We start from the raw sequence: 22909 nt of genomic DNA, 5'->3' as shown, positions 1-22909 counted from the left end.
CGCCGTAAGCTTACCTTTATCACTTAGCAATGAACTAGGGGCTTCCTAGTAGATAATGTGTCGCAACTGGTCTCCAACCACTAATCGCGGGCAACTACGCTTTTGCGGCCAAGACACTGGTAAAGCAGTATCGTCTCAAAACTGCTCTCACAATAAAAGGGCAGATTTTGATTGACGTATCGATAGAGTAGGCGGCGACATATCGGAATTGAAAAAGTCATCAAGCGTGTGATGAAAACCTATCTTGCAAAAAACCTGACCAATAAATCTGTGCCGACATTTTATCAATACAATCTGTCTATGTTAGGTAAAGTTCGCCTAAGACGCAATGACTTTTTGTGTTTTCAGCCGCAACTTTGGTCAAAGAATGGCAGATGATTATTGAGACTCGATTATTTACCAGTGTTAAGCTGATTTATGGCAAATGGCGTGCGTATTTTTACTCATAATCTAGTCGCAGGTTATGTTGCGTCTTGGTAGCTATTACTTGAAGTAATAGGTGATTAGTAGCATTTACAGATTTATAGTTAATAGCATTTATATATAGTTAGTAGCATTTATAGACAGACAGGCGGATGAGATAGGCAGGTGGTAGCACGCAGCGAGATAAAAGTACGATTTGATAATAGCGAGGCAATAAAAAGCGCTGTTAAGTCGCTGTCGCCAAGCGACTCATCTGATCTATATAACTGATAATACTGAAGGTGGTGTCAATGAATCGTCCCGATAATAAAGCGCCTGCGGATAACGCGCGCGACCACAAATATCCAGCGCCAAATCCACCAACAAAAAAGCCCATTGCCTTTATGTCGTGGCTGATATTGTTGATTGGCTTGGCAGCGCTGGCGTTTGCTATCTATAGTATGCCGCCGGTAAGTGAAGAAGCGCCTATCGAAACCATCACTCGTGAGGGCGTGGTGACGCAGATTCAGCAGTTGAACCGCCTACAAACGGTGGCTTTTAGCGTGGATACAGTGATTACCAGCGAGCGGCAAGGCAGCTGGATGAAGCTGTGGCAAGATGAACAAAAGGGGCTGTTTATCGCGCGCGGGCGCGTCGATGCAGGGATCGATCTGAGTGCGCTGACGCCTGAGATGGTACAAGTCATCCAGCCCGATTCAGCGACTGACAGTGAAGCGCTGCGCAAAGCTGCCCAAAATGACACGCAGGCCACAACTGTCAATACCGCTGCCACGATGCCGCAAATCAATATCACTTTACCGCCGTCAGAGATATTTTCAGTATATCTGGATGATATTGAGATTTATGACTGGCAGACGGGCGCGTTTGGGCTGATGCAGGTCGATCCAAAGATACTTGCGCAAGCACAGACCATGGCAAAAAAAGAAGTGCTCGAGCGTGCCTGCCGCGGTGATGTGATGAATATTGCCTTGCAAAACGCTCAGACGCAGCTGCAGCAGTTATTTGCCATGACGGGCGCGGTGGTGACGGTGACCACCCAAGGTGCGGGCGCGTGTCAGTTGCCCTCGTAGCACGTCAGTCGACTGTATTACGATTTTTTAAACTCAGCAATGGCCAACTGACGAGCCGCTTTATGCTCAACCATCGGCACAGGGTAGTCGATATCAGCAAACGTGCCGCCCTTTGCCAGCTCTTTACGCATCTTGTCTTCACTATGCAAGATGCTGATAGGAATATCTTTTAATTCAGGTAGCCAAGTTTTGATAAACACGCCATCTTTGTCATGTGTTTTGCCTTGGCTAAAGGGATTCATGATCCGAAAGTAAGGCGCAGAGTCCGTACCGGTTGAGGCGCTCCACTGCCAGCCGCCATTATTGGAGGCAAAGTCGCCATCGATCAGCTGCTGCATAAAGTAGCGCTCGCCTAAGCGCCAATCAATCAGTAAATCCTTGGTCAAAAACATCGCGGTGACCATACGCAGGCGATTGTGCATAAATCCAGTCGCATTTAGGCCGCGCATCGCCGCATCAACGAGTGGCACGCCTGTCTTGCCAGTACACCATGCCTCAAGGTCATCCTTGTCATACGACCAATCAATCTTCTTATCTGTCTCTTCTTTATAGGCCTTGTGGCGGATAAGGGCCGGCTTGTCCACTAGCACATGACGATAAAAGTCGCGCCATGCCAGCTCACTTATCCAGCGATTGATGTCTTCATTGTCGCCATCATTGCCGTGTAGTTTTTCTTGCGCTAGGCTTGCCTGTAGATAGCATAATCTAGGACTGATGACGCCAATGGTCAGGTAGGCGGATAGCTGACTGGTGGCCTCGAGGCTAGGCGTATCACGGCTGATATCATAGTCGTCGAGGTCATCGGCAATAAAGTCGTTTAGACGCTGACAGGCGGCTGTTTCGCCTGCAGGGTAGGCGGCGCGGGCTTTTGTTAATTGAGCATCCATATCGAGATGCTGTGATAAATCAGCCTTTTGTCGTGATTTTTGATAAGCGCTGACCACCTTGTTACTCAATGCTTCGATGTCTTTGATAGTAGTCGCGCTGTCTTTTGATAATTTTAGCTCGATTTTATTATTATTTATGGCGGTGGCTTCATGCATTTGTATGCTGCTGATATCCAAAGTATGCCGCCATTTTTTATAAAACGGGGTAAACACTTGATACATGCTATCGCCATCATTGGTGGTGATGCTCTGTGGTGGCAAAATACATTGGTCATGCCAGCGTACAAACTCGATATTGTCCTTTGCTAGCTGCTTTGCTAATTTTTCATCACGGTCGATCTCATTGCCTTCGTACTCATGATTGGCCATGATACAGCGGATATTATTGTCCTGACATAGTATGCTGAGCGCGTCGATACAGTCGGCAAAGCTGGGGCAACGTTGTACAGTCAATGTGATGTTTAGCTGCGCTTGTAGCGATTTGGCAAGTATGGGCAAGGTGCGGGCGATATGATCCACCTGTACTAAGGAAGTATCGTGCGCATGCCATTGCTCTGGCGTCAAAAAAAACACCGCACTGATGCGCGCATGATCTGCCTGCGCGCGCTCGCAAAGTGCCGTCAGCGCTGTATTGTCATGCAGTCGTAAATCTCGGCGAAACCACATTAGATAATGCGGCATATTCATATCCGTATTATCATCGTTGTCGTCATTAGCAGACGCAGTCTTAGACATGCAATTATCCTTATACCAATCAATCGTAATCATAAACAAAACTATGAATAAAAGTATGCTAGGATAAGTTTTTTGATGCAATGGGTTTGGCAGATGAGTAACAAATCAGCATCATAGCGTCAGGTCAATATAAAAGGGATACAACGAGATTGGGATCACCAGACTCTCAGTGCAATATACGCTCAGTACAAGGGTAAATATTGAACCTATTAAATCTTTTAAGCCTTTCAAATTAAGGTCAAACAATGCAGGTGAAGTTTTGCGGGTTTACCCAGCTCAGTGATGTTCAGACCGCTGTGCAGTTGGGTGTGGATGCGGTTGGTTTGGTGTTTTACCCACCAAGCCCGCGTGCTGTCACGCCCAAACAGGCGCAGGCATTGAGTGCCGCTGTACCGGCGTTTGTCAGTGTCGTGGCACTGGTGGTCAATATGACTCACGATGAGCTGCTGGCGCTGGCAAACCATGTACCTTTTGATGTCATTCAATTCCACGGCGACGAAACGCCTGAGCAGTGCCAGCAGCTGGCAAGTGCGGTCAATAAACGCTGGATCAAGGCGCTACGTATCGATGCCGAGCAAGACACGGCAGCTAGCGTGCGCGCGCGTATCGATAGCTTTGCCGCGATGGGTGCCAGTAGTATCTTGCTCGATGCCTATCATCCGCAAAAATACGGCGGTACGGGCGCGCGCTTTGATTGGCGTTTGATACCACAGGACAGTGCGCTACCGATTGTCTTAGCCGGCGGCCTCGCTGCTGATAATGTCGCAGGCACACTTGATTTACCTATCTATGGCGTCGATGTCAGCGGCGGTATCGAATCTGCTAAAGGCAAAAAAGACGCTGCCAAAATGCGCGCCTTTATGAAGGCAGTCAAACGTGACCGATGGCAAAACGAGACGGTCACTGACGGGCTCTAAGATAATTGCTATATTGGTGTCTATGTGATGTCTATATCTTGTTATTTGCTCGTTATTCCGAATTTTTGCTTGTCGCCTAGTTATATGACGATATGGCGGCAAGCCTAGACGCTTTATCTCCTTCATCTTTATATTAAAAGCCCCACTTATCGTAGGAATTATCATGAGTCATGCCTCAAACAAAGCGCTATCTGATGCTGCAAAATCTATCAATACCTTTACCAATCCAGCAGATGTGCAAGACTTTAATCAATACCCTGATGCACGCGGACACTTTGGCGTCCATGGCGGTCGTTTTGTTTCCGAAACGCTGATGGCGGCATTAGAAGAGCTTGAAACCTTATATACCAAAGTCAAAGCTGATCCGGCGTTTTGGGAAGAGTATCACAATGATTTGGTCAATTATGTCGGTCGCCCAACCCCGCTTTATCATGCCAAACGCCTGAGTGATGAGATCGGCGGCGCGCAGATTTATTTTAAACGCGAAGACCTCAATCACACAGGCGCACACAAGGTCAATAACACCATCGGGCAGGCTTTACTCGCCAAGATGTGCGGCAAAAAACGCATCATCGCCGAAACGGGCGCAGGACAGCATGGCGTGGCGACAGCGACAATTGCCGCGCGCCTAGGCTTAGAGTGTATCGTCTATATGGGCGCTGATGATGTCGAGCGCCAAAAGATGAACGTCTATCGTATGCGCCTGCTTGGTGCGACAGTGGTGCCAGTGACGTCTGGATCGCGCACTCTCAAGGACGCCATGAACGAAGCCATGCGCGACTGGGTGACCAACGTTGACACTACTTATTACATCATCGGCACCGTTGCAGGGCCGCACCCTTATCCGCTACTGGTTCGCGATTTCCAAGCAATCATCGGTAAAGAAGCGCGCATTCAGCATTTAGAAAAAACGGGTAAACTGCCTGATGCACTGGTCGCTTGTGTCGGTGGAGGCTCCAACGCGATTGGTCTATTCTTTGACTTCTTAAACGATACAGAGGTGAAAATGTATGGCGTCGAGGCCACAGGCGATGGCATAGAGACTGGCCGCCATTCAGCGCCATTGGCCGCTGGTCGTATCGGCGTGCTGCATGGCAACCGCACTTACCTGATGGCAGACGATGAAGGTCAAATCCAAGAGACGCACTCTATCTCAGCGGGTCTTGATTACCCTGGCGTCGGTCCTGAGCATAGCTTCTTAAAAGACATGAAACGCGTTGAATATGTCGGCTGCACTGACAAAGAGTCGTTGCACGCCTTTCATGAAGTCACACGAAAAGAAGGCATCATACCTGCATTAGAGTCTGCGCATGCTGTCGCCTATGCGCTTAAACTGGCGAAAACCATGGCCCCTGATCAGAGCATTGTCGTCAATATGTCGGGTCGCGGTGACAAGGATCTGCATTCAGTGATGAAGGCAGAAGGGATTGCGTTGTAGTGGTGAGCATTGTTTTTGCGACAAACCCACGTTGATGACATACATTGAGTGGCTCTTTGATTGAATGGTAAAGCGCCACTATAGCCAGTTTTTATTAATTTTAGAGACGATTATGAGCCGAGTTAAAAGTATGACCAGAATTGAAAGCACCTTTGAAACCCTAAAAGCGCAAAATAAAAAAGCCCTGATTCCTTATGTCATGGCAGGTGATCCAACGCCTGATAACTTTGTCGGCCTCTTGCATGACTTAGTCAAGCATGGCGCAGATATGATCGAAGTGGGTTTGCCGTTTTCTGACCCCATGGCCGATGGGCCAACTGTTGCCTTGGCAGGCGAGCGCGCCTTAGCAGCTGGTACCAGCACCCGCGATGCCCTAAATATGGTGGCAGAGTTTCGCAAGCAAGACACGCAAACGCCAATTATTCTGATGGGTTATCTAAACCCTGTCGAGATCATCGGTTATGATAATTTTGTCACCTTATGCGAGCAGGCAGGCGTCGATGGTATTTTGATGGTGGATTTGCCGCCAGCGGAGGCGGGGAGCTTTACTCAGCACTTGACTGAGCACGCGATGAATGAGATTTTCTTATTATCGCCCACCACTTTGCCTGAGCGCCGTGAGCAAGTGCTGACCCACTGCGGCGGCTATATTTATTATGTGTCGCTCAAAGGCGTGACCGGCTCAGCGACGCTCGATACCGATGATGTCGCCATTCAAGTACAAGCCATCAAAGCAGAGACCGATCTGCCGGTCTGCGTGGGTTTTGGTATCCGTGATGCGGCCTCTGCCAAAGCGATCGGTCAGCATGCTGACGGGATTGTCGTTGGAAGTGCGCTGGTGCAAAACTTCGCTGATATCGATGCTAGCGATGCGGCGGCAGTGGCCAATGCTCAACAAAAAATCATGGCAAAAATGGACGAGCTGCGCGGTGCTTTAGACAGTTTGACAGTTTAACGAACGGTATCATAGGTAAGCGGTGAGTTGTCCAAGGTGTCCCTAGATAGGTGATAAGCTGAGGCGACGGCGCGCTGGACGAATGACAAGGTTTATCATAACAGGGTTTATAATAACAATGTCTATAAAGACAGCGCGAAATGGCTTTGCTAAAGTTAGTTTACGTGTGTAAACTAACCTCACATATAAATTGTGACCGTCTCGCATGAGCGTATCTGCTGATGGCTTATATCATCGAGCGCTGTGACGGTTACATTGATTTTATAAATGGACTCTTAGGGACAAGTAAACGAGCCAACTTGCCTGTAAGCCTTTGATAATGGCGAATACTATGACTGATACAATAACCAAAGCTGATATGACAACTCCAAACAATATCGAAAAAACCGCAACTGACAAACCCAGCGCCGAAAAAAACGGCAATGCTGCTGGCCAATCGTGGTTTAATCGCCCAATACCTGGTATTAAGCAGCAACTGACCGCTCCATTGACTGCGGTTGAGACTGAACCATCGACCAAGTGTAGCAACTGCCACTCGATGATTACCAATACCGCGCTGATTTTTAACTGTTATGTATGCCCGCATTGTGACCATCATTTACCGATGAGCGCTCGTGAGCGTCTAAACTGGCTGCTGGATCAAGTAGATGGCGAGCTGGGGCAAGAGTTCAATGCAAAAGATCCATTGAGCTTCGTCGATAGTAAGCCGTATCCTCAGCGCATGAGCGAAGCACAAGACAAGACAGGCGAGTCTGAAGCGCTGATCGTGATGTATGGCAAGCTGCGCAATCTAGACATTGTCACTTGTGCCTTTGATTTTCGCTTTATGGGCGGCTCGATGGGTTCGGTGGTCGGTGATCGGTTTGTCCAAGCCGCTGAAAAAGCCCTTGAGGAAAAAATACCACTGGTCTGCTTTGCAGCTTCAGGCGGCGCGCGTATGCAAGAAGGCTTGCTGTCGTTGATGCAAATGGCGCGCACCGCCGCTGCGATTGAGCGCTTGCGATTGGCGGGTGTACCGTATATCGTAGTGTTGACCAATCCTGTCTATGGCGGTGTGACAGCCTCGCTGGCGATGCTAGGAGACATTCATTTGGCAGAGCCAAAAGCGATGATTGGTTTTGCTGGCAAGCGCGTGATCGAGCAGACGGTACGCGAAACCTTAGAAGAGCCGTTTCAGCGCGCTGAGTTTTTGTTAGAGCATGGGGTGGTGGATGAAGTGGTGCATCGTCATCAGCTGATCGATACCATTTATCGTCTGCTGGCAAAACTGTGTCACGTCACCAATGTGGATGCGTAACGCCGCACCGGTTATGGCATTCATCGCATAGCCACAGCTAGAGAACTTCTCTTAAAAAATAGCATTTATCGTCAATCACGGTAAATGCTATTTTTGCTTTTTGGCTAGGTAGTTATATACTGTCTTCAGTTTTTATTTGATTCTTTTTTGATAGGTTTTCTTCATGTCTGACTCCTTAGTTGCTACCTCAAGTACGCCCGATAACCAGTCTAGTTTGACCGAATGGCTCAATTATATGCAGCAAATCCATGTGTCGGCGATTGACATGGGGCTGTCGCGCGTGTTGCCAGTGGCTGAGGCGTTAGGCTTGGTACAATCCGCCAAAAACGATGCTTATGTATTTACTGTAGCGGGCACCAATGGTAAAGGCTCAACGACCGCAGTGATTGCACAAATGTGTCAAGCGGCAGGGTATAAAACGGCGCTGTATCAATCACCGCATTTAAGCGTTTTTAATGAGCGGGTGCGTATCGATGGCGAGATGGTCAGCGATGAGACATTAATCAATGCCTTTAGTAAGGTGGAGGCAGCGCGGCTGCAGTGCGATTTGACATTGTCGTTCTTTGAGATGACGACACTTGCTGCATTATTGATATTTGCCGAAGCAAACTGCGAGGTATGGGTATTAGAAGTGGGACTGGGCGGTCGCTTGGATGTGGTTAATATCATCGATCCTGACATGGCGGTGATTACCAATATCGGTATCGATCATATCGATTGGTTGGGCGACAATGTCGAGGATATCGGACGCGAAAAGGCAGGTATCTTGCGTGACGATATCACGCTGATTTATGGGGCGACTACGATGCCAGATAGCGTGCAGCAGGCGATTGATCAGCATCAAGCGCGCTGCTATCAGGTCGGGCAGGACTTTGCTTACCAAAGCCTCGACTCAGCCACATGGCAGTATAGCAATGCCGCTGTCACGATGCAGCTACCGCGCCCAGCATTGTCGCTTATAAACACTGCCAATGCCTTATCAGCTGTGCTGGCCAGTCCATTAGATATCGATATCAGTGCCATCGAGCAGGCGCTGCAGACAGTCAAGCTGGCAGGACGGTTTGATTACCGCCATACCCAGCAGCGTCATTGGCTATTTGATGTGGCGCACAATGAGCAGGGTGTCGAGTTTTTATTGGCGCAGCTTGTACCGCTTTGGCAGCAGCACCTCGCTGAGCAGCACGAGTCTATAGACAGTCATAGCGGCAGCCAACCTGCCAGCATCAAAATGCTGTTTTCTATGTTAGGTGATAAAGATATCGACCATGTCGTCCAGCGCTTAAGCCAAGCTGGCTTGCCGATCAGCGAGTGGTTTATCGCGGAGATTGACTATCCACGTGCCGCGAGTACCGAGCATTTATACAGCGTCCTGTCTCGCCATGTCGAGCAGGCGCAGATACATCAGTTTGACAGATTAAAAGAAGCCACGCAGGCGGTGATGCAAGCGAGCGATGCGCAGGATCTCATCGTGGTGTGTGGCTCGTTTCATACTATCGGTGAGGCATTAGCAGCACTGACTGCCGATCAGTGATGGTCGATGATGTGACGACCCGTGAGTGATGAAAAGGGCTTTGCTTTCATGTTACGCTTAGCACAAGTGTGATAGCAGACAGCGCGAAAAATATGCTTTATAATCAAAGTGATTGAAATATAGCGTATAACGCCAAAAAACTGACGGATGGGTAAGCTTGTAGAGCCTTGCCCGCCAAGGTTTTAAAGCGATAGCTGCGCCGCTCAATCAACCTTATTACCAACTAAGAGACGTAAACGGATGAACTTTTCGAGACAAGCCTTATTGGGCATTGGGATGATTATCGGCGGTAGCGTGATGCTATACGCTATGGTGCAACAAATCGGCGATAACAGTCAGCCTGCGCCGACCTCAGCGATGGTCGAAAGCTCAAGTACTGAGCAAACCACGCAGCCGCCATTGACAACAGACATCGAAACAGAAAAACGCATCTTGGCACAAAAACAAAAAGAGCGCGCCGCTCGCGTCGCAGAGCAAGAAAGACGTGCTCAGCAGTTTTTGATTGAGCAAGAAGCTGCTGAAGCTGAAGCACTAGCCAAAGCGCGCGCAGAAAGCCAACAATATATAACAAACACTACCGCTGCTGACGATAGCGACAGCACCGCAGCTGAGAAAAAAGACGATACCGCTTCGGCAACAGCAAGCCTTGAAGGTACGGAAAGTTCTGAAAGCACTGATAGCAATACGGCGCAAGCCGCCGCCGAAAAATTAAAAACTGCCCAGCAGCAAGAAGCCAAACGTCAAGCCGCTCTCAAAGAGCAACAAGCCGCCAAAGAGTTGGCACAGCGGCAACAGCAAGCGGAACAAGCCAAACAAGCCAAGCAACAAGCAGAGGCCAAGCGTCAAGCAGAAGCTGAGCGTCAAGCAGAAGCTGAGCGTCAGGCTGCCGAGCAGGCCGCCGCAAAAAAGCAAGCGGCTGAAAAAGCTGCCGAAGCCGCCAAAAAAGAGCCGCCCAAATCCCCCACTGACTATGAAGTCAAACGAGGCGACGGCCTGATTAAACTTGCCAGACAGTATAACGTACCGGTGGAAGCGCTGGCTCAGGCAAACAATATGTCACCCTCGACCTCACTGCAGCTGGGTCAGACACTGACTATTCCTTCACGCAAACAAGTACAGCGTCTAGAGCGAGAAGCAGCGGCAGCCGAAAAAGCGCGTGAAGCGCAGCGCAAAAAAGAAGAAGCATTGGCAAAAAAATCAGCAGAGGCCAAACGTGATGCGCAGCAAAAACTGCGTGACGCTCGCCAACAGGTCAAGGAAACCGATGCCAAAGGAAGCTTTGGGGTGCAAGTCGCACTTGCCAATGATCAGGCCAAAGCAGATGAATTGGCCAAAAAGTTTCAGGCAGCAGGGTATCAAGTAAAGACCAGTCCGACCAGTCGCGGTGTCCGCGTCATCGTCGGTCCTGAGCGCGGTAAAGTGGCAGCGCTGGCGCTCAAAGACAAGATCAACAGCGACCCTAAAGTAAACACCACCAGCGCTTGGGTATTATACTGGCGCTAAACCGCGATTAATGTATCGCCGCTGGTAGTGAGTGCTGGTAGTGAGTATAGACGCCTTCGCTGTTTCTATGATATGAGAAAACACGACACTAGATGTCGTGTTTTTTGTTTTATTGATTGCTCGGCTGGGTAGGTTTCGCTACCATGCCGCGCATTTATTCTGTTTTTGTATCACCTGTCAGCCTAAAAAGGTTGACCTGCCGTGATTATTCAAATGCCCATCTGTGCTTGTGAACCGTCGCAGCTGGAACTTGGATAATCACTTGTTTATTTTATAAGGTAAAACCATGTCGTTTGGCGTTATATTTTTAATATTGGCCGTTGGATTTTTAGGGCTAATCACGTTACCAAAGCTATCCTCAAAGCGTCAAAGCATCGAGCCTGAGCCAAAGCCTGTGCGCGGTGATGAGTTGGCCATTTGGCCATTTGCACCGATGCCCATCATGACTGATACTGAGGTGATTTTTTTTAAAAAATTAAAAAACGCCTTGCCCGAGTATCACATATTTGTACAGGTGCAGCTGTCGCGAATCATCGAAGCCAATAGCGATGAGACCTCCGAGCGTAGCTTTTGGTTTAACCGCATTTGTCGTCAGAGTGTCGATTATGTCATCGTCGATATCGACGCACAGACCACCTTGGTGGCTATCGAGCTTGATGATTGGACACATAGCAGCAAATCACGCCAAAAAGCCGATGACAAAAAGGACAAAGCCCTTGCTAGTGCAGGTATTCCTATCGTGCGCTTTCACGCTGAGCGTATGCCAAGCGCGGATATGCTCAGATATGAGCTGATGCAGGTGATTGAGACGTACTGATAATGATCGTCATTGGCCGTGATTAAAACTGACCTCTCGGATTGAGGGTGCGGGCTACTCACACTGCCGCGGATAGATGACAATTGGCCTGTCGCCTTCAAAATATAGCCCTGTCTTTGGCAAGCTCTTCTCTGACCAAGTCTGTACAAGCGCTCGTCTGGCGTAACGGTCATAAAAGCTGCGTTTGGTAAACCACTCAATATAGTACGCGCGCCGCAGAGTGCTCATATCGAGCGTCGCAAGACTGACGGCGTCGCTGTTATCGCACCATTCATGCAGCGGAAAGCTGGGCGTTAGCCAATCAGGTTTATCAAAGCCATAGATATTGAGCGGCAAAAAAAAGCGGCCTTTGATAATACCGTAGCGTTTGTCGATTTTTACTTGTCCGTGATCAGCGGTATCGACCCACACAGCGCGGAACTGCTTGGTCTGCATGTGGGTCATTTTGCGCTGTAAGTTATCATTGGAATTGATACCGACCCAGTTTGCAGGCTCAAAAGGCGGTGCCCCCATAAAAAACTTGATCGCCAGCTCCCAGTGTTCGGTCAGATTGTCCTGATGATTGTATAAAATCAGGTCCAGCTCGCCCGTCGTCTGTTTGCCGTTATATAACTGCACATTGTTAGCAAGTGTCTCGTATGGATGTAATTTGCGCGCAAAGCCATCTTCTAGCCAAAATGATAACAATCCCTCAAAGTGAAAACCTAAGCGATTGGGACTGGGACGTGTCAGCAGATATCGCGTCAGCGCCTGATACGCATTGGTGGTATCGAGCTCCTTTAAGCGTGCCTGATAGGCTGCAAACTGCTGCTGCCAAAAGTGTGCGCTATGGACCGACACGGTATGTGTGTTCTGATGCGGCGCAACGTCCAACCACTTTGTTAAGACAGTGGGGCAGGCTAGCACATAAGCCAAATCGCGCACATAGGGGCGCCGATAAGCTTCCCACGGTGCGGTATGTAGATAAGTAAACGGGCCATGAGCCGTCGGCTCGATCATAGGATAAACCATCATTACAGTGTACGTTTACCCTAGCGGCTCATGTACCAAAAGTCTATAGTCAATCGATGACGTATTATATTATGCTAAAATTGCAACTGTCTGGCCGCTAATGGGCGGCCATTTATCCATCTTATATGATGAGGAATATGCCATGAAATACCTATTACAAATCGACTTTCCCTATAGTGGGCCTTTTGGTCACGAGTTTTTTGCCGCGATGAAAGAGCTGGCCGCTGATATCGCAAACGAGCGCGGTCTGGTCTATAAATTATGGACAGAAAATAAAGACACGCAAGAAGCGGGTGGTATCTATGTGTTTGATAACTTAGATGACGCCGATCGGTATTTGGCCAAGCATACCGAGCGCTTAGAGTCGTTTGGATTTACAGGCATCAAGTCTAAAGTGTTTGTCATCAATGAAGCGCTGAGCGCGATTACGAAGGCGTCTTTATACTAATTTATATATTCTACTTACTATTTTATTAGCAAGCATATGAACTTTAATAGTGGTATGTAATTTGTTGATCATTTTTCCGTCTGTATCTGTTTCTATATTTTCAGGCGACTCAACTGGAGTATGCATTTCGATATATTCTAGCAATTCTATGCATTCTTTCGATAAGGTATCGAACTCATGTTTTTTAAGTAAAAGAGTAGGAGCGTTCGATTTAAATTTATCGATACTTTTTCTCAAAATCTTGGAATTGAAATCATACTCACCTTGAGAGCGTGAATAGGGGTGCGTGTTACAAGAGTTTAAAGCAATAGTAGTTATAATATCAAGACGATTAACCACTTCATCTAAACAACGATGTTGCTTAGTTTTGAGGTTCTGAAAATGGAAAAAAATAACGGCCAATGCAATTGAAAATACAGTTAAATAATCACTCATATTTAAATTAGAGCCTTTAGATAGTTGAAATTAAGCCTCTTTTACGTATCTCAGTATTTTTTCTCTAATTTCAGGATAGTCATTAGCTTCTATAATAAATTTTTCAGAAAACTTACTTTTAGTTATATTTTTCTTACGAATAAGTCCAGCAAAAGATTGCTCAAGAAAAGAGGAGCCTGCTGATAAAATACCATCAAAATTGACAATAATCTTCTCATCTTCAGGAATGCTATTCATAATACGAACTAAATAATCATAAAAATGCTCACCTGTATAGCTGCCATCAGTATGAGATCTACCTGAAGGCATTAAAGAAAAGTCTTTAGCTACATTAATTGTTGCCATCATTACAAACTCCTTAAACTAATCTAATAACCCAAGAAATTACAGTACCTTCAATTTTCGATTCGAAATCGTCGAAGTTCTTATTAAGAGACAACTCTTTGGCACTACCGTCTGAGTTAGATTGTAATAAATAACTACCACTTTTACTAAGTACTGAGGTATGTACCTGCTTAATCTCTGGAAATTCATTCGTTCTTCTAACTAAATCTAATATATCATTGAAGCCTTTTCCTCTACCTTTTTCTTTAGTACGAGTCGTGTCTAAATTTGTAGCAAGCTGTATTAACTTAGAGTCAGAGTGGTCTTTTAATGATGCTAGATCTGCTCCTAGTATTCCTTCTTTAACCTTATTAGCTTTGCCTTGAAGGACTTCAAGAATAGATAGAGGCGCTGTTTCAGGAATTGTCACTCCTAAATCAGATACCACAACTACAATACATTTCTCATCAATACGTGTAAGAGCATACCATTTTTGAAAGTCAGGATCTGAGCTTTTCATATAAGCATGCTGAATAACGTTATTAATAGCTTCATTAATAGCAGTCACCAGTTTGAAAGGGATATTCTGATCAGTAAATTTCTGGTAGATCATTAGTATATGACTTTGCATGTCTTCTGGTAAATCACAGTTGTTTCCTGAGAACATATGCCAGTTATCAACAATCTCTATATGCTTATTTTTTGTAATTTTACTTAGACCTAATACCCTATCTAGACCTAACAGCGTGAAGACAGCTCTAGGTACTATGCTTTGGCTATGACGTGATTTGAACCTTATATCGAGATCTTCATATTTATTCAATACATGTACGATATGAAGGGCTGTCAGAGGTTCAATCAGTTCTAGTTTTCTAAAGTCAAGATACAACTGGTTATAAGTATTTTTTGATAAAGACCTCAAAACTTTTATTATTTTAGTTCTTTCGTTACCATGGAACAGACTTAATTTCTTATTAAACTCAATTCGCTTCTTACTATGAGAAATTAGCCTAATAGTTCTATCTTTTTTGCTATGGCTCTTTCTTACTTTGATATTAAGTTTCTTGATCCAGTTCTTTTGTTCTAATGTCGTCTTTTTCATTGGGAAGGTGCTATGGCTTATAGGATAAGCAACAATAACAGAATTGGTAGAAATGTCTATCTATAGAGAGCAGATATAAGTCTATTCTTTTAAAGTGGGCATTAACTTATTTCAATAATATATAGAGAGTTTAATTAAATATGATTTGTCGAAGTCAGACAAAAAAAGAGCAGACAATTTATGCCTGCCCTAATTCGATGTTTGGTCGGAACGGCAGGATTTGAACCTGCGACCACCACACCCCCAGTGTGGTGCGCTACCAGACTGCGCTACGCCCCGAATGACTGACTATTTTACGCAAAATTAGGCATATTGCAAGGGCTATTTATCTTGCTACCCATTTGCCCCAAAATTTGACATATCCATAGCCAGTATGAGCGCCATATTAGCAGAGCTATCCCAGCAGCTCTTTTAAAATTTGGTTGACTTGCTGCGGGTTGGCACTACCGCGGCTGGCTTTCATCACTTGCCCGACCAGACCATTAAAGGCTTTTTGCTTGCCGCCTTTATACTCATCTACCATCGTTTGATTGTTGGCGATGACCTCCTCGACCATGGCTTTGATAGCGCCAGTGTCCGTTTCTTGTTTTAGGCCCTTTTCTTCGATGATTTTATCTGCCGCATCATCGCCGTCGCCGCCTTCGCGCTCATATAAGGCACTAAAGACTTTTTTGGCCAATTTGCCAGATAGCGTATCGTCTTTGATACGAGCCAGCATACCAGCCAATTGCTTGGCGCTGATAGGGGAGTGGGTGATGTCTTTATCATCTTTGTTGAGGGCACCGAGCAAGTCGCCCATCACCCAGTTGGCTGCCATTTTGGCATCTTGCTGGCCCACTTCTGCCACCACAGCTTCGAAATAATCAGCAAGCTGACGGCTGCCTGTTAGGATGCGAGCATCGTATTCTGACAGACCAAGCGCTACCTCAAAACGGTCACGGCGAGCCACAGGTAGCTCAGGCATGGCAGCACGAATGCTGTCAATCATATGCTGCTCGATACGGACAGGCAGTAAGTCAGGGTCAGGGAAATAACGATAATCGTTGGCGTCTTCTTTGGTGCGCATGGTGCGGGTTTCGTCGCGCTCAGGATCATAGAGCATCGTTGCCTGCACGACTCTACCGCCGTCTTCGATGATGTCGATTTGACGTTCGATTTCGCGGTTGATGGCGCGCTCGATAAAACGGAACGAGTTTAGGTTTTTGAGCTCAGTACGAGTACCGAGCTCGCCGCCAGGTTTGCGCACAGAGACGTTACAGTCACAGCGGAATGAGCCTTCTGCCATGACCGCATCCGAGATACCCAGCCAAGTGACCAGCTGATGAATGGCCTTGATATAAGCCAGCGCTTCATCCGCTGAGCGCATGTCAGGCTCAGAGACGATTTCGATGAGCGGCGTGCCCGCACGGTTGAGATCGACACCCGTCATGCCATCGACGGCATCGTGGACTGATTTACCCGCGTCTTCTTCTAGGTGCGCGCGGGTGATACCCATCCGTTTTGGGTATTCGTTTTTTTCGCCTTGATTGACCACCACATCGATATAGCCGGTACCCACGATAGGGTTGGCCATTTGGGTGATTTGATAGCCTTTGGGCAAATCAGGATAAAAGTAGTTTTTGCGATCAAAGGTGTTAAAAAGACCCAGCTCGGCATTGACGCCCATACCGAACTTCAGTGCCCGCTCGACCACGCCAGCGTTGAGTACCGGTAGCACGCCAGGTAAGCCTAAATCGACGATGTTGGCTTGGCTGTTTGGCTTGTGGCCGAAGTCAGTTGGGGCGCTAGAGAAAATTTTACTGTCAGTGTTTAGCTGGCAGTGAATCTCAATGCCGATGACCACTTCGTAACCATCAACAAACAATTCGGGACGAACGCTGTCGTTATGAGCGGTATTCTCAGTCGTAGTAGCTGTGTTCATTATACCGTCTCCTTTGCGACGAGTGAGTGTTGTAGATGATGATCGGTATGCTGCTGAAACAGATGAGCGGTCGTTAGCAGCTGACTTTCTTGCCAGTGCTTACCGATTAACTGTAAACCGATCGGCAGACCTTCTGAGGTCAAACCAACGGGCTGACTGAGTGCGGGCAGACCAGCTAGGTTGACTGCGATGGTATACACGTCGCCTAGGTACATGGTCGCAGGATCGAGGTCTTCTGCCAGCTTATAAGCTGCGGTCGGCGCGGTGGGACTAGCGATGACATCACAATTGGCAAAAGCATCATCAAAGTCTTTGACAATTAAGCGGCGCACTTTTTGCGCTTTGGTGTAGTAAGCGTCGAAATAGCCTGCCGATAGTGCATAAGTACCAGTGAGGATACGGCGCTGTACTTCAGGGCCAAAGCCTTCAGAGCGTGAGCGCGTGTATAGGTCAATCAGATCTTTTGGTGCTTCACAGCGATAGCCAAAGCGCACGCCATCAAAGCGTGATAGGTTGGAAGACGCTTCGGCAGGGGCGAGCATATAGTAAGTGGCCAGCGTGATATCGGGATCGGTGATATTGACCTCGACGATGGTCGCCCCCAGCTCTTCGTATTTTTTGAGTGCGGCACGAGCGGCTTGTTCGACTTCGCGGTCGAGGCCTTTGCTAAAGTATTCTTTGGCGACGCCGATACGTAATCCTGCAAAGGGTTTGTCGCCTGCAGCGGCCTCTGCATCATTGATGTCTTGTACATAATCTGGCATGTCGTGCTTGATGGAGGTGGCATCGCGCGGATCATGACCGATCATCGGCTGCAGCAGATAGGCACAGTCTTTGGCGCTTTTGCCCATGCTACCGGCTTGGTCGAGACTTGAGGCATAGGCAATCATGCCAAAGCGTGACACACGGCCATAAGTGGGCTTGATGCCGGTGAGGCCACAAAACGAAGCTGGCTGACGAATCGAGCCGCCCGTATCACTACCGGTCGCCACAGGCACAAAACCGGCGGCGACAGCGGCTGCACTACCACCAGATGAGCCACCAGGGACGCGCTCCAAATTCCATGGGTTTTGTACCGTGCCATAGTAAGAGCTGCTGTTGTCCGAGCCCATCGCAAACTCATCCATATTGAGCTTACCTAGGCTGATCATGCCCGCTTTTTCGATATTGGTCACGATGGTGGCATCATAAGGCGAGACAAAATTGTGTAGCATCTTTGAGCCACAAGTGGTCAGCACGCCTTGGGTACAAAAGATGTCTTTATGCGCCATGGGCACGCCAAGCAGGCGGCGTTTATCGCCTTGGGCGCGCATCTCGTCCGCGGCTTTCGCTTGCGCGCGCGCCGTCTCAGCGGTGTGGGTGATAAAGCTGTTGACCTTAGCGTCTAGGGCGTCGATACGTTTGATATAGTGTTCGGTTAATTCTGCGCTGCTAAACTGCTTTTCTTGCAAGCCTGTAATCAGCTGCTCGGTACTTAATAGGTGAATCTCAGACATAGGGTGTCGTCCGTCAAAGTGTTAATAGCATAAAATAAGATAAAGCCAATAAAGCTAATAGAGTCATGCAAGTCGTTATTCAATCACTTGTGGCACCAGATATAGGCCGTCTTCGATCGCTGGTGCGACCGATTGATTGCGCGTGCGATCGATATCATGTTTGGCGACGTCAGCACGCAGCTCTTGGCAGGCTTCATGGATGTTTGATAAAGGCTTGATGCCTGCGGTGTCGACACTGCTTAGCGTGTGCATCAGTTTTAACACTTTGCTGATGTCGTCCGCGTAGCTGCTCGCCGTGCTTTCATCCACGCCCAAACGGGCAAGGTTGGCAACTTCTAAGATTTCTTCACGGCTGACGTTGTTGTCAGACGTTGCTGGTTGCTGTGACATAGTTTCTCCAATGAAGGACAGTTTTGGTTAGTGTCAATTTGGGTGGTGTCAAGACGTGACCACTAAAAATAAGAGGATTGCTAAATAAGATTGTATCTTGAGTTGGCTTATTATAAAGCATCTGGCCTAAGTTTACAGAGCACAGCATTTGATTGATGCATAATATCAACCAAGTTAAAATGATTTACAAAACTGACCGTATAGTTAGTGTTTCATTCTTAAATGCTCACCCATTGTTCGCTGAAATACGTTACAGTATGCACCTGCTACTGAGCAAAATCATCATCTGTCTGTAGCGCCTTGTTAGTTATTGAATTAAATGGTCTTTCATGAAGTCAAATGGTCTTGCTGACGATTTCAAACTTTGTAACAACTTTTAGCATTTAGGACCAAAATCCTGACTTACTAACGCAAATATCTATGTTTTTTTTGAGCCAAATCGGTATAATTTGCCTCAGTTTTTTCATTTCATTATTATTGCTTAGGTTTGACTTGTTGCGAGGTTCAATTTTCGCCACAGGTAATGTCTATCGACGACCTGCTCAACACTGACGAGGAACGCCTCAGTCACTCTCATTCGCCTCATTCGCCTCATTTGTAATACGCTGGAAATATTAGTCATGAACCTGTTTGGATTTTTATCAAATAATATCGCTATCGACCTCGGTACTGCGAACACCCTCATTTTTATTCCTAATAAAGGCGTCGTGCTTGACGAGCCTACGGTGGTCGCGCTACGAAGTAATCGTACTCAAAACCCTACCGTCGCCGCTGTTGGTATCGATGCCAAGCAGATGCTAGGTCGTACACCTGCCAACATCACCGCCATTCGTCCACTAAAAGACGGGGTGATTGCAGACTTTGAGGTGACCCAAAAAATGCTAAAGCACTTTATCACTAAGGTAAAAGCCAAACGTTTTATGGCGGAGCCAAATGTGGTGGTATGTGTGCCATGCAAGTCTACTTTGGTAGAGCGTAAAGCGATACGTGAGGCGGTGTCATCAGCGGGCGCCAATAAAGTATTGCTGCTTGAGGAGCCAATGGCAGCAGCAATCGGTGCTGGCATGCCTGTCCATGAAGCCAGCGGTTCGATGGTGGTGGATATCGGTGGCGGTACCACTGAGATTGCTGTGATTGCACTATCTGGCTGCGTCTATGCCGAGTCGATTCGTATCGGCGGCGATATGTTTGATGAGGCCATTATCACCCACGTACGCCGTACCCATGGCTGCGTCATCGGTGAGACGACGGCTGAGCGTATCAAACAAGAAGTAGGCTCGGCACTGAACGAAGACAGTCAGCTAGAGGTAGAAGTACGTGGTCGTAGCATGGCAGAGGGTGTGCCAAAGACCTTTACCGTCAATTCAGAAGAAGTACAAAAAGCCCTTAGCGATCCATTAAGCGGTATCGTCAGTGCGGTCAAAGCAGCACTCGAGCAAACGCCACCTGAGCTATCATCAGACATCGCTGAGCGCGGTATTGTCTTGACAGGGGGCGGTGCGCTATTACGTGATTTAGACAAGCTTATCTCCAAAGAGACCGGTCTGCCAGTGACGGTCGCCGAAGATCCATTGACCTGCGTGAGCCGCGGTGGTGGTATTGCGCTTGATTTTATCAATAACAAAAGCCTAAACATGATTTTTGTCTAAACGGTTTTAGCAGGCGCATGGTTGGGGTGGTACTAGTCGTGCGCTAATGAGGGCAGTAGAGCGCGTGGCAGTATCCATCATGTTCAAAAGACCCTAATAAGTACAAAGTACGCTCAAGCCATGAAAAGCAAGACCATATTCTTGCTTATTTTAAAATTGCTAATTAGACCTCTTATGATTCCAAGTATTTTTGCCCGTCAGCCGTTATCACTTCGTAAGACTGCCATTGTATTGATAGTCGCTTCGATACTGATGTGGTTTGATAGCAAAAACGCAGAGTGGTTTAACCCTGTCCGTAATACCAGCCATGCCGCCATGCAGCCCATCTATCAGCTGTCACTGTTGCCGAGTTATGCTCAGCACTGGGCTAGTGGTCGTTTACAGTCCAAAGAAGCCTTGCGCCGCGAAAACATGCAGCTAAAATCACAGCTGATCCACGCGCAGGCCAAGCTGCAGCAGCAAGATTATATCTTGGCACAAAACGCTCGCTTGCAAGGCATTTTGTCGACCACCAAGCCTGAGCAGTTTGATCTTAATTTGGCGCAAGTGATTGGTACCGACACCAACTTACTCAGGCAAATTGTGGTCATCAATAAAGGCGCGCAAGATGGCGTACAGGTGGGTCAGACGGTCATCGACGAAGATGGTATTTTGGGGCAAATCATCAATGTCTATCCCAACACCAGCCGATTGCTACTAATCACCGATGAGCAGCAGTCTGTGGCGGTGACGGTCAAACGTACCGGTCAGCGTGCCATCGTGACAGGCAAAGGCATCCCGACGTCTTTGAGTTTGGATTATGTGTTTAAAACCTCAGATGTGCGGGTGGGGGATGAGCTGGTGTCGTCAGGGTTGGGTGGCCGTATCCCAGCAGGGTATCGCGTTGGCCGTATCGCTCAGATCGAGGACACGCAGGCGGATAACTTTAGAAGCATCGAGGTCACACCCACTGCCAATTTTATTGACAATGCCTATGTACTGATATTGCAAGACAAGCTGATTAATAAAAACAATACCGTCATCAATTAGCTATCGCCTAAGCCTAAGAAGGTATCTCATCGTTTGGCGTTTGCAGCCGCTACGTCTCATTAAGGTAAGTGCTCATGTCGTATCCTGATTCTGAGAATGAAACAGTACTGCTGATTGCTGTCATTATTGTCAGTATCGTCGTGGCCTCATCCCTCAATGTCTATCCATTAAGCCCCAGTATGGCCACCTTGCGACCCATGGTCATGATTATGGTGCTGATTTTTTGGCTGTTGTTTCAGCCGCGCTATGTCGGTATCTTTACCGCCTTTACGGTGGGCATCATTGCCGATTTGTTGATGGATACCCATTTAGGTCAGCAAGCCTTTGCTGCTGTGCTGGTCGCTTTTGTTATCAAAGTTACCAGTATTTATGTCAGACAATTAAATACATGGAGCGCGTGGCTACTTGCCAGTTTTAGTTTGCTGATCTTTCAGTTGACGCTGTGGATATTGCAAATGTTTATCCAAAATGTGTTTGTCGCTCAGTCCGCTTTGTCATTAGTCATGAGTATTCTTAGCTGGCCTTTGGTGCTTTTGGTGCTACGTAAGTTTGCGCGTTGATACTGACGCATCCATGAGCGAGTCGATCATCCTATAAGACAAGCGCGCTCACTGAGCGTGCTGCTAGCAAAATACGCCCTCATGAAATGTTAAAACGAATCAACATGACCGTATTTATGACCTTATCTGCAAGCGCTGTCAGCCCACAAGTTTGTACAACCAGACAAATTTATATAATAAGAGATGAATAATGGATATTATTTTAGCGTCCGGCTCGCCGCGTCGTCGTGAGCTGTTGTCTAGAGCGCAGCTGGACTTTACGGTCATGAGTGTCGATATCGACGAAACCCCGCATGCCAATGAATCCCCCAAAGACTATATCGAGCGCATGGTCGCGACCAAAGCCGACGCCGCGGTACAGCAGCTAAATGCTACCAGCAGGGAAGAGGATGCCGATAAAGACGTTGAGTCGCGTCTGGTGTTAACAGCCGATACCATCGGTGTCTTAGCAGACGGCAAGACGGTGCTGGTCAAGCCTACAAGCCGTGAGCAGGCGTATGAGATGTGGCAGCAGATGTCTGATACGGCGCATGAGGTATGGACAGCGGTGCAAGTGACCCTTATCGCCCGCTCTGCTCATCTGGTGCCCTGCGATAACGCCGCTGCCCATGCAGCCGTCCATACACCTAAGCAGCCTGTATGGCAGGTCGTTTCTCAGCAGCAGCTCACGGAGCGCACGGAGGTGACCTTTATCCCCTTAACGGCGCAGATGATGCGTGAGTATTGGGACAGCGGCGAGCCTCAAGACAAAGCAGGAGGTTATGGCATTCAGGGGTTGGGCGCTGCTTGGGTGAGCCGTATCAACGGTAGCTATACCAATGTCGTCGGCTTGCCACTTGCGCAAACGTTGGCCCTGATCAACACCCTCAGCCAGCACAGCAGCGCAAGCGTGTCATGATAATCAGCTGCTGAGTTGTTTTTGTGCGCACACTTTTTATCCACATAATGACACGCTAGGATAATGGGCAAGC

21 protein-coding genes and 1 tRNA gene are annotated in these 22909 nt (G+C 47.7%); 13 read left to right on the top strand and 9 right to left on the bottom strand.

The window, feature by feature from the left end:
- Nucleotides 1-713: 713 nt before the first annotated feature.
- Nucleotides 714-1493 (top strand): DUF4230 domain-containing protein, encoded by a 780-nt coding sequence (locus J3491_RS04435; protein WP_207969329.1) that lies wholly within the window; start codon nt 714-716, stop codon nt 1491-1493.
- A gap of 17 nt (nt 1494-1510) precedes the next feature.
- Here the strand turns inward: J3491_RS04435 and J3491_RS04430 are convergent, their stop codons facing one another.
- Nucleotides 1511-3115, bottom strand: coding sequence for a cryptochrome/photolyase family protein (locus J3491_RS04430; protein WP_207969328.1), 1605 nt, complete (start codon nt 3113-3115; stop codon nt 1511-1513).
- 245 nt (nt 3116-3360) lie between these two features.
- Between J3491_RS04430 and J3491_RS04425 the strand changes: the two genes are divergently transcribed.
- The 7 genes from J3491_RS04425 to J3491_RS04395 all read left to right on the top strand — a co-directional run bounded on the left by J3491_RS04425 (nt 3361) and on the right by J3491_RS04395 (nt 11573).
- Nucleotides 3361-4032, top strand: coding sequence for a phosphoribosylanthranilate isomerase (locus J3491_RS04425; protein WP_207969327.1), 672 nt, complete (start codon nt 3361-3363; stop codon nt 4030-4032).
- A 163-nt stretch (nt 4033-4195) separates the two neighbouring features.
- Nucleotides 4196-5470, top strand: a complete 1275-nt coding sequence (gene trpB, locus J3491_RS04420) for a tryptophan synthase subunit beta (RefSeq protein ID WP_241900632.1) — start codon at nt 4196-4198, stop codon at nt 5468-5470.
- Nucleotides 5471-5600: 130 nt separating this feature from the next.
- Nucleotides 5601-6425, top strand: a complete 825-nt coding sequence (gene trpA / locus J3491_RS04415) for a tryptophan synthase subunit alpha (protein ID WP_207969346.1) — start codon at nt 5601-5603, stop codon at nt 6423-6425.
- A 319-nt stretch (nt 6426-6744) separates the two neighbouring features.
- On the top strand, nt 6745-7722 hold the full coding sequence (gene accD, locus J3491_RS04410) for an acetyl-CoA carboxylase, carboxyltransferase subunit beta (protein WP_178377953.1): 978 nt from the start codon (nt 6745-6747) through the stop codon (nt 7720-7722).
- 163 nt (nt 7723-7885) lie between these two features.
- A complete protein-coding gene (folC, locus tag J3491_RS04405; RefSeq protein ID WP_207969326.1) occupies nt 7886-9253 on the top strand; it encodes a bifunctional tetrahydrofolate synthase/dihydrofolate synthase in 1368 nt (455 codons plus the stop codon).
- Nucleotides 9254-9493: 240 nt separating this feature from the next.
- Nucleotides 9494-10756 (top strand): SPOR and LysM peptidoglycan-binding domain-containing protein, encoded by a 1263-nt coding sequence (locus J3491_RS04400; RefSeq protein ID WP_100749075.1) that lies wholly within the window; start codon nt 9494-9496, stop codon nt 10754-10756.
- Between the two features lie 286 nt (nt 10757-11042).
- A complete protein-coding gene (locus J3491_RS04395) occupies nt 11043-11573 on the top strand; it encodes a DUF2726 domain-containing protein (RefSeq protein ID WP_207969325.1) in 531 nt (176 codons plus the stop codon).
- Between the two features lie 54 nt (nt 11574-11627).
- Here J3491_RS04395 and J3491_RS04390 read toward each other — a convergent pair whose 3' ends face one another.
- Nucleotides 11628-12572: a DUF1853 family protein gene (locus tag J3491_RS04390; protein WP_207969324.1), complete on the bottom strand. Its 945-nt coding sequence runs from the start codon at nt 12570-12572 to the stop codon at nt 11628-11630.
- 154 nt (nt 12573-12726) lie between these two features.
- On the opposite strand from J3491_RS04390, the gene J3491_RS04385 reads away from it, so the two are divergent.
- Complete coding sequence (locus tag J3491_RS04385; protein ID WP_100749078.1) at nt 12727-13032, top strand: monooxygenase; 306 nt, start codon at nt 12727-12729, stop codon at nt 13030-13032.
- Here the strand turns inward: J3491_RS04385 and J3491_RS04380 are convergent.
- The 7 genes from J3491_RS04380 to gatC form a co-directional block, all read right to left on the bottom strand.
- Nucleotides 13024-13467: a hypothetical protein gene (locus tag J3491_RS04380; protein ID WP_207969323.1), complete on the bottom strand. Its 444-nt coding sequence runs from the start codon at nt 13465-13467 to the stop codon at nt 13024-13026. The genes J3491_RS04385 and J3491_RS04380 overlap by 9 nt on opposite strands.
- Nucleotides 13468-13497: 30 nt before the next feature.
- Nucleotides 13498-13815, bottom strand: a complete 318-nt coding sequence (locus tag J3491_RS04375) for an STAS-like domain-containing protein (RefSeq protein WP_100749080.1) — start codon at nt 13813-13815, stop codon at nt 13498-13500.
- 10 nt (nt 13816-13825) lie between these two features.
- Nucleotides 13826-14893 carry an ATP-binding protein gene (locus J3491_RS04370; protein ID WP_100749081.1) on the bottom strand — a complete coding sequence of 356 codons (1068 nt, stop codon included), beginning with the start codon at nt 14891-14893 and terminating at the stop codon, nt 13826-13828.
- A gap of 202 nt (nt 14894-15095) precedes the next feature.
- Nucleotides 15096-15172: transfer RNA gene (locus J3491_RS04365), tRNA-Pro, on the bottom strand.
- Nucleotides 15173-15287: 115 nt separating this feature from the next.
- Nucleotides 15288-16814, bottom strand: a complete 1527-nt coding sequence (gene gatB, locus J3491_RS04360; protein WP_207969322.1) for an Asp-tRNA(Asn)/Glu-tRNA(Gln) amidotransferase subunit GatB — start codon at nt 16812-16814, stop codon at nt 15288-15290.
- Entirely contained in the window at nt 16814-18310 is a 1497-nt protein-coding gene (gatA, locus tag J3491_RS04355) for an Asp-tRNA(Asn)/Glu-tRNA(Gln) amidotransferase subunit GatA (protein WP_207969321.1), read from the bottom strand. The genes gatB and gatA overlap by 1 nt, the downstream gene beginning before the upstream one ends.
- Before the next feature lie 75 nt (nt 18311-18385).
- Nucleotides 18386-18700 (bottom strand): Asp-tRNA(Asn)/Glu-tRNA(Gln) amidotransferase subunit GatC, encoded by a 315-nt coding sequence (gatC, locus tag J3491_RS04350; RefSeq protein WP_075102263.1) that lies wholly within the window; start codon nt 18698-18700, stop codon nt 18386-18388.
- 611 nt (nt 18701-19311) lie between these two features.
- Here gatC and J3491_RS04345 point away from each other — a divergent pair.
- The 4 genes from J3491_RS04345 to J3491_RS04330 all read left to right on the top strand — a co-directional run bounded on the left by J3491_RS04345 (nt 19312) and on the right by J3491_RS04330 (nt 22836).
- Nucleotides 19312-20349 carry a rod shape-determining protein gene (locus J3491_RS04345; protein ID WP_075102264.1) on the top strand — a complete coding sequence of 346 codons (1038 nt, stop codon included), beginning with the start codon at nt 19312-19314 and terminating at the stop codon, nt 20347-20349.
- Between the two features lie 174 nt (nt 20350-20523).
- Nucleotides 20524-21378, top strand: a complete 855-nt coding sequence (mreC, locus tag J3491_RS04340; protein WP_075102265.1) for a rod shape-determining protein MreC — start codon at nt 20524-20526, stop codon at nt 21376-21378.
- Between the two features lie 74 nt (nt 21379-21452).
- On the top strand, nt 21453-21938 hold the full coding sequence (gene mreD / locus J3491_RS04335) for a rod shape-determining protein MreD (protein ID WP_075102266.1): 486 nt from the start codon (nt 21453-21455) through the stop codon (nt 21936-21938).
- Between the two features lie 190 nt (nt 21939-22128).
- Nucleotides 22129-22836: a Maf family protein gene (locus J3491_RS04330; RefSeq protein ID WP_207969320.1), complete on the top strand. Its 708-nt coding sequence runs from the start codon at nt 22129-22131 to the stop codon at nt 22834-22836.
- Nucleotides 22837-22909 lie beyond the last annotated feature (73 nt).

Source organism: Psychrobacter halodurans (genome assembly GCF_017498075.1).
GTDB classification, from domain to species: domain Bacteria; phylum Pseudomonadota; class Gammaproteobacteria; order Pseudomonadales; family Moraxellaceae; genus Psychrobacter; species Psychrobacter celer.
This window is presented reverse-complemented; position numbering and strand designations above follow the sequence as displayed.

Coding starts and splice junctions, on each gene's coding strand:
- J3491_RS04435 (WP_207969329.1), top strand. CDS start 714: ATGAATCGTCCCGATAATAAAGCGCCTGCGGATAACGCGCGCGACCAC.
- J3491_RS04430 (WP_207969328.1), bottom strand. CDS start 3,115: ATGTCTAAGACTGCGTCTGCTAATGACGACAACGATGATAATACGGAT.
- J3491_RS04425 (WP_207969327.1), top strand. CDS start 3,361: ATGCAGGTGAAGTTTTGCGGGTTTACCCAGCTCAGTGATGTTCAGACC.
- trpB (WP_241900632.1), top strand. CDS start 4,196: ATGAGTCATGCCTCAAACAAAGCGCTATCTGATGCTGCAAAATCTATC.
- trpA (WP_207969346.1), top strand. CDS start 5,601: ATGACCAGAATTGAAAGCACCTTTGAAACCCTAAAAGCGCAAAATAAA.
- accD (WP_178377953.1), top strand. CDS start 6,745: ATGGCGAATACTATGACTGATACAATAACCAAAGCTGATATGACAACT.
- folC (WP_207969326.1), top strand. CDS start 7,886: ATGTCTGACTCCTTAGTTGCTACCTCAAGTACGCCCGATAACCAGTCT.
- J3491_RS04400 (WP_100749075.1), top strand. CDS start 9,494: ATGAACTTTTCGAGACAAGCCTTATTGGGCATTGGGATGATTATCGGC.
- J3491_RS04395 (WP_207969325.1), top strand. CDS start 11,043: ATGTCGTTTGGCGTTATATTTTTAATATTGGCCGTTGGATTTTTAGGG.
- J3491_RS04390 (WP_207969324.1), bottom strand. CDS start 12,572: ATGATCGAGCCGACGGCTCATGGCCCGTTTACTTATCTACATACCGCA.
- J3491_RS04385 (WP_100749078.1), top strand. CDS start 12,727: ATGAAATACCTATTACAAATCGACTTTCCCTATAGTGGGCCTTTTGGT.
- J3491_RS04380 (WP_207969323.1), bottom strand. CDS start 13,467: ATGAGTGATTATTTAACTGTATTTTCAATTGCATTGGCCGTTATTTTT.
- J3491_RS04375 (WP_100749080.1), bottom strand. CDS start 13,815: ATGATGGCAACAATTAATGTAGCTAAAGACTTTTCTTTAATGCCTTCA.
- J3491_RS04370 (WP_100749081.1), bottom strand. CDS start 14,893: ATGAAAAAGACGACATTAGAACAAAAGAACTGGATCAAGAAACTTAAT.
- gatB (WP_207969322.1), bottom strand. CDS start 16,814: ATGAACACAGCTACTACGACTGAGAATACCGCTCATAACGACAGCGTT.
- gatA (WP_207969321.1), bottom strand. CDS start 18,310: ATGTCTGAGATTCACCTATTAAGTACCGAGCAGCTGATTACAGGCTTG.
- gatC (WP_075102263.1), bottom strand. CDS start 18,700: ATGTCACAGCAACCAGCAACGTCTGACAACAACGTCAGCCGTGAAGAA.
- mreC (WP_075102265.1), top strand. CDS start 20,524: ATGATTCCAAGTATTTTTGCCCGTCAGCCGTTATCACTTCGTAAGACT.
- mreD (WP_075102266.1), top strand. CDS start 21,453: ATGTCGTATCCTGATTCTGAGAATGAAACAGTACTGCTGATTGCTGTC.
- J3491_RS04330 (WP_207969320.1), top strand. CDS start 22,129: ATGGATATTATTTTAGCGTCCGGCTCGCCGCGTCGTCGTGAGCTGTTG.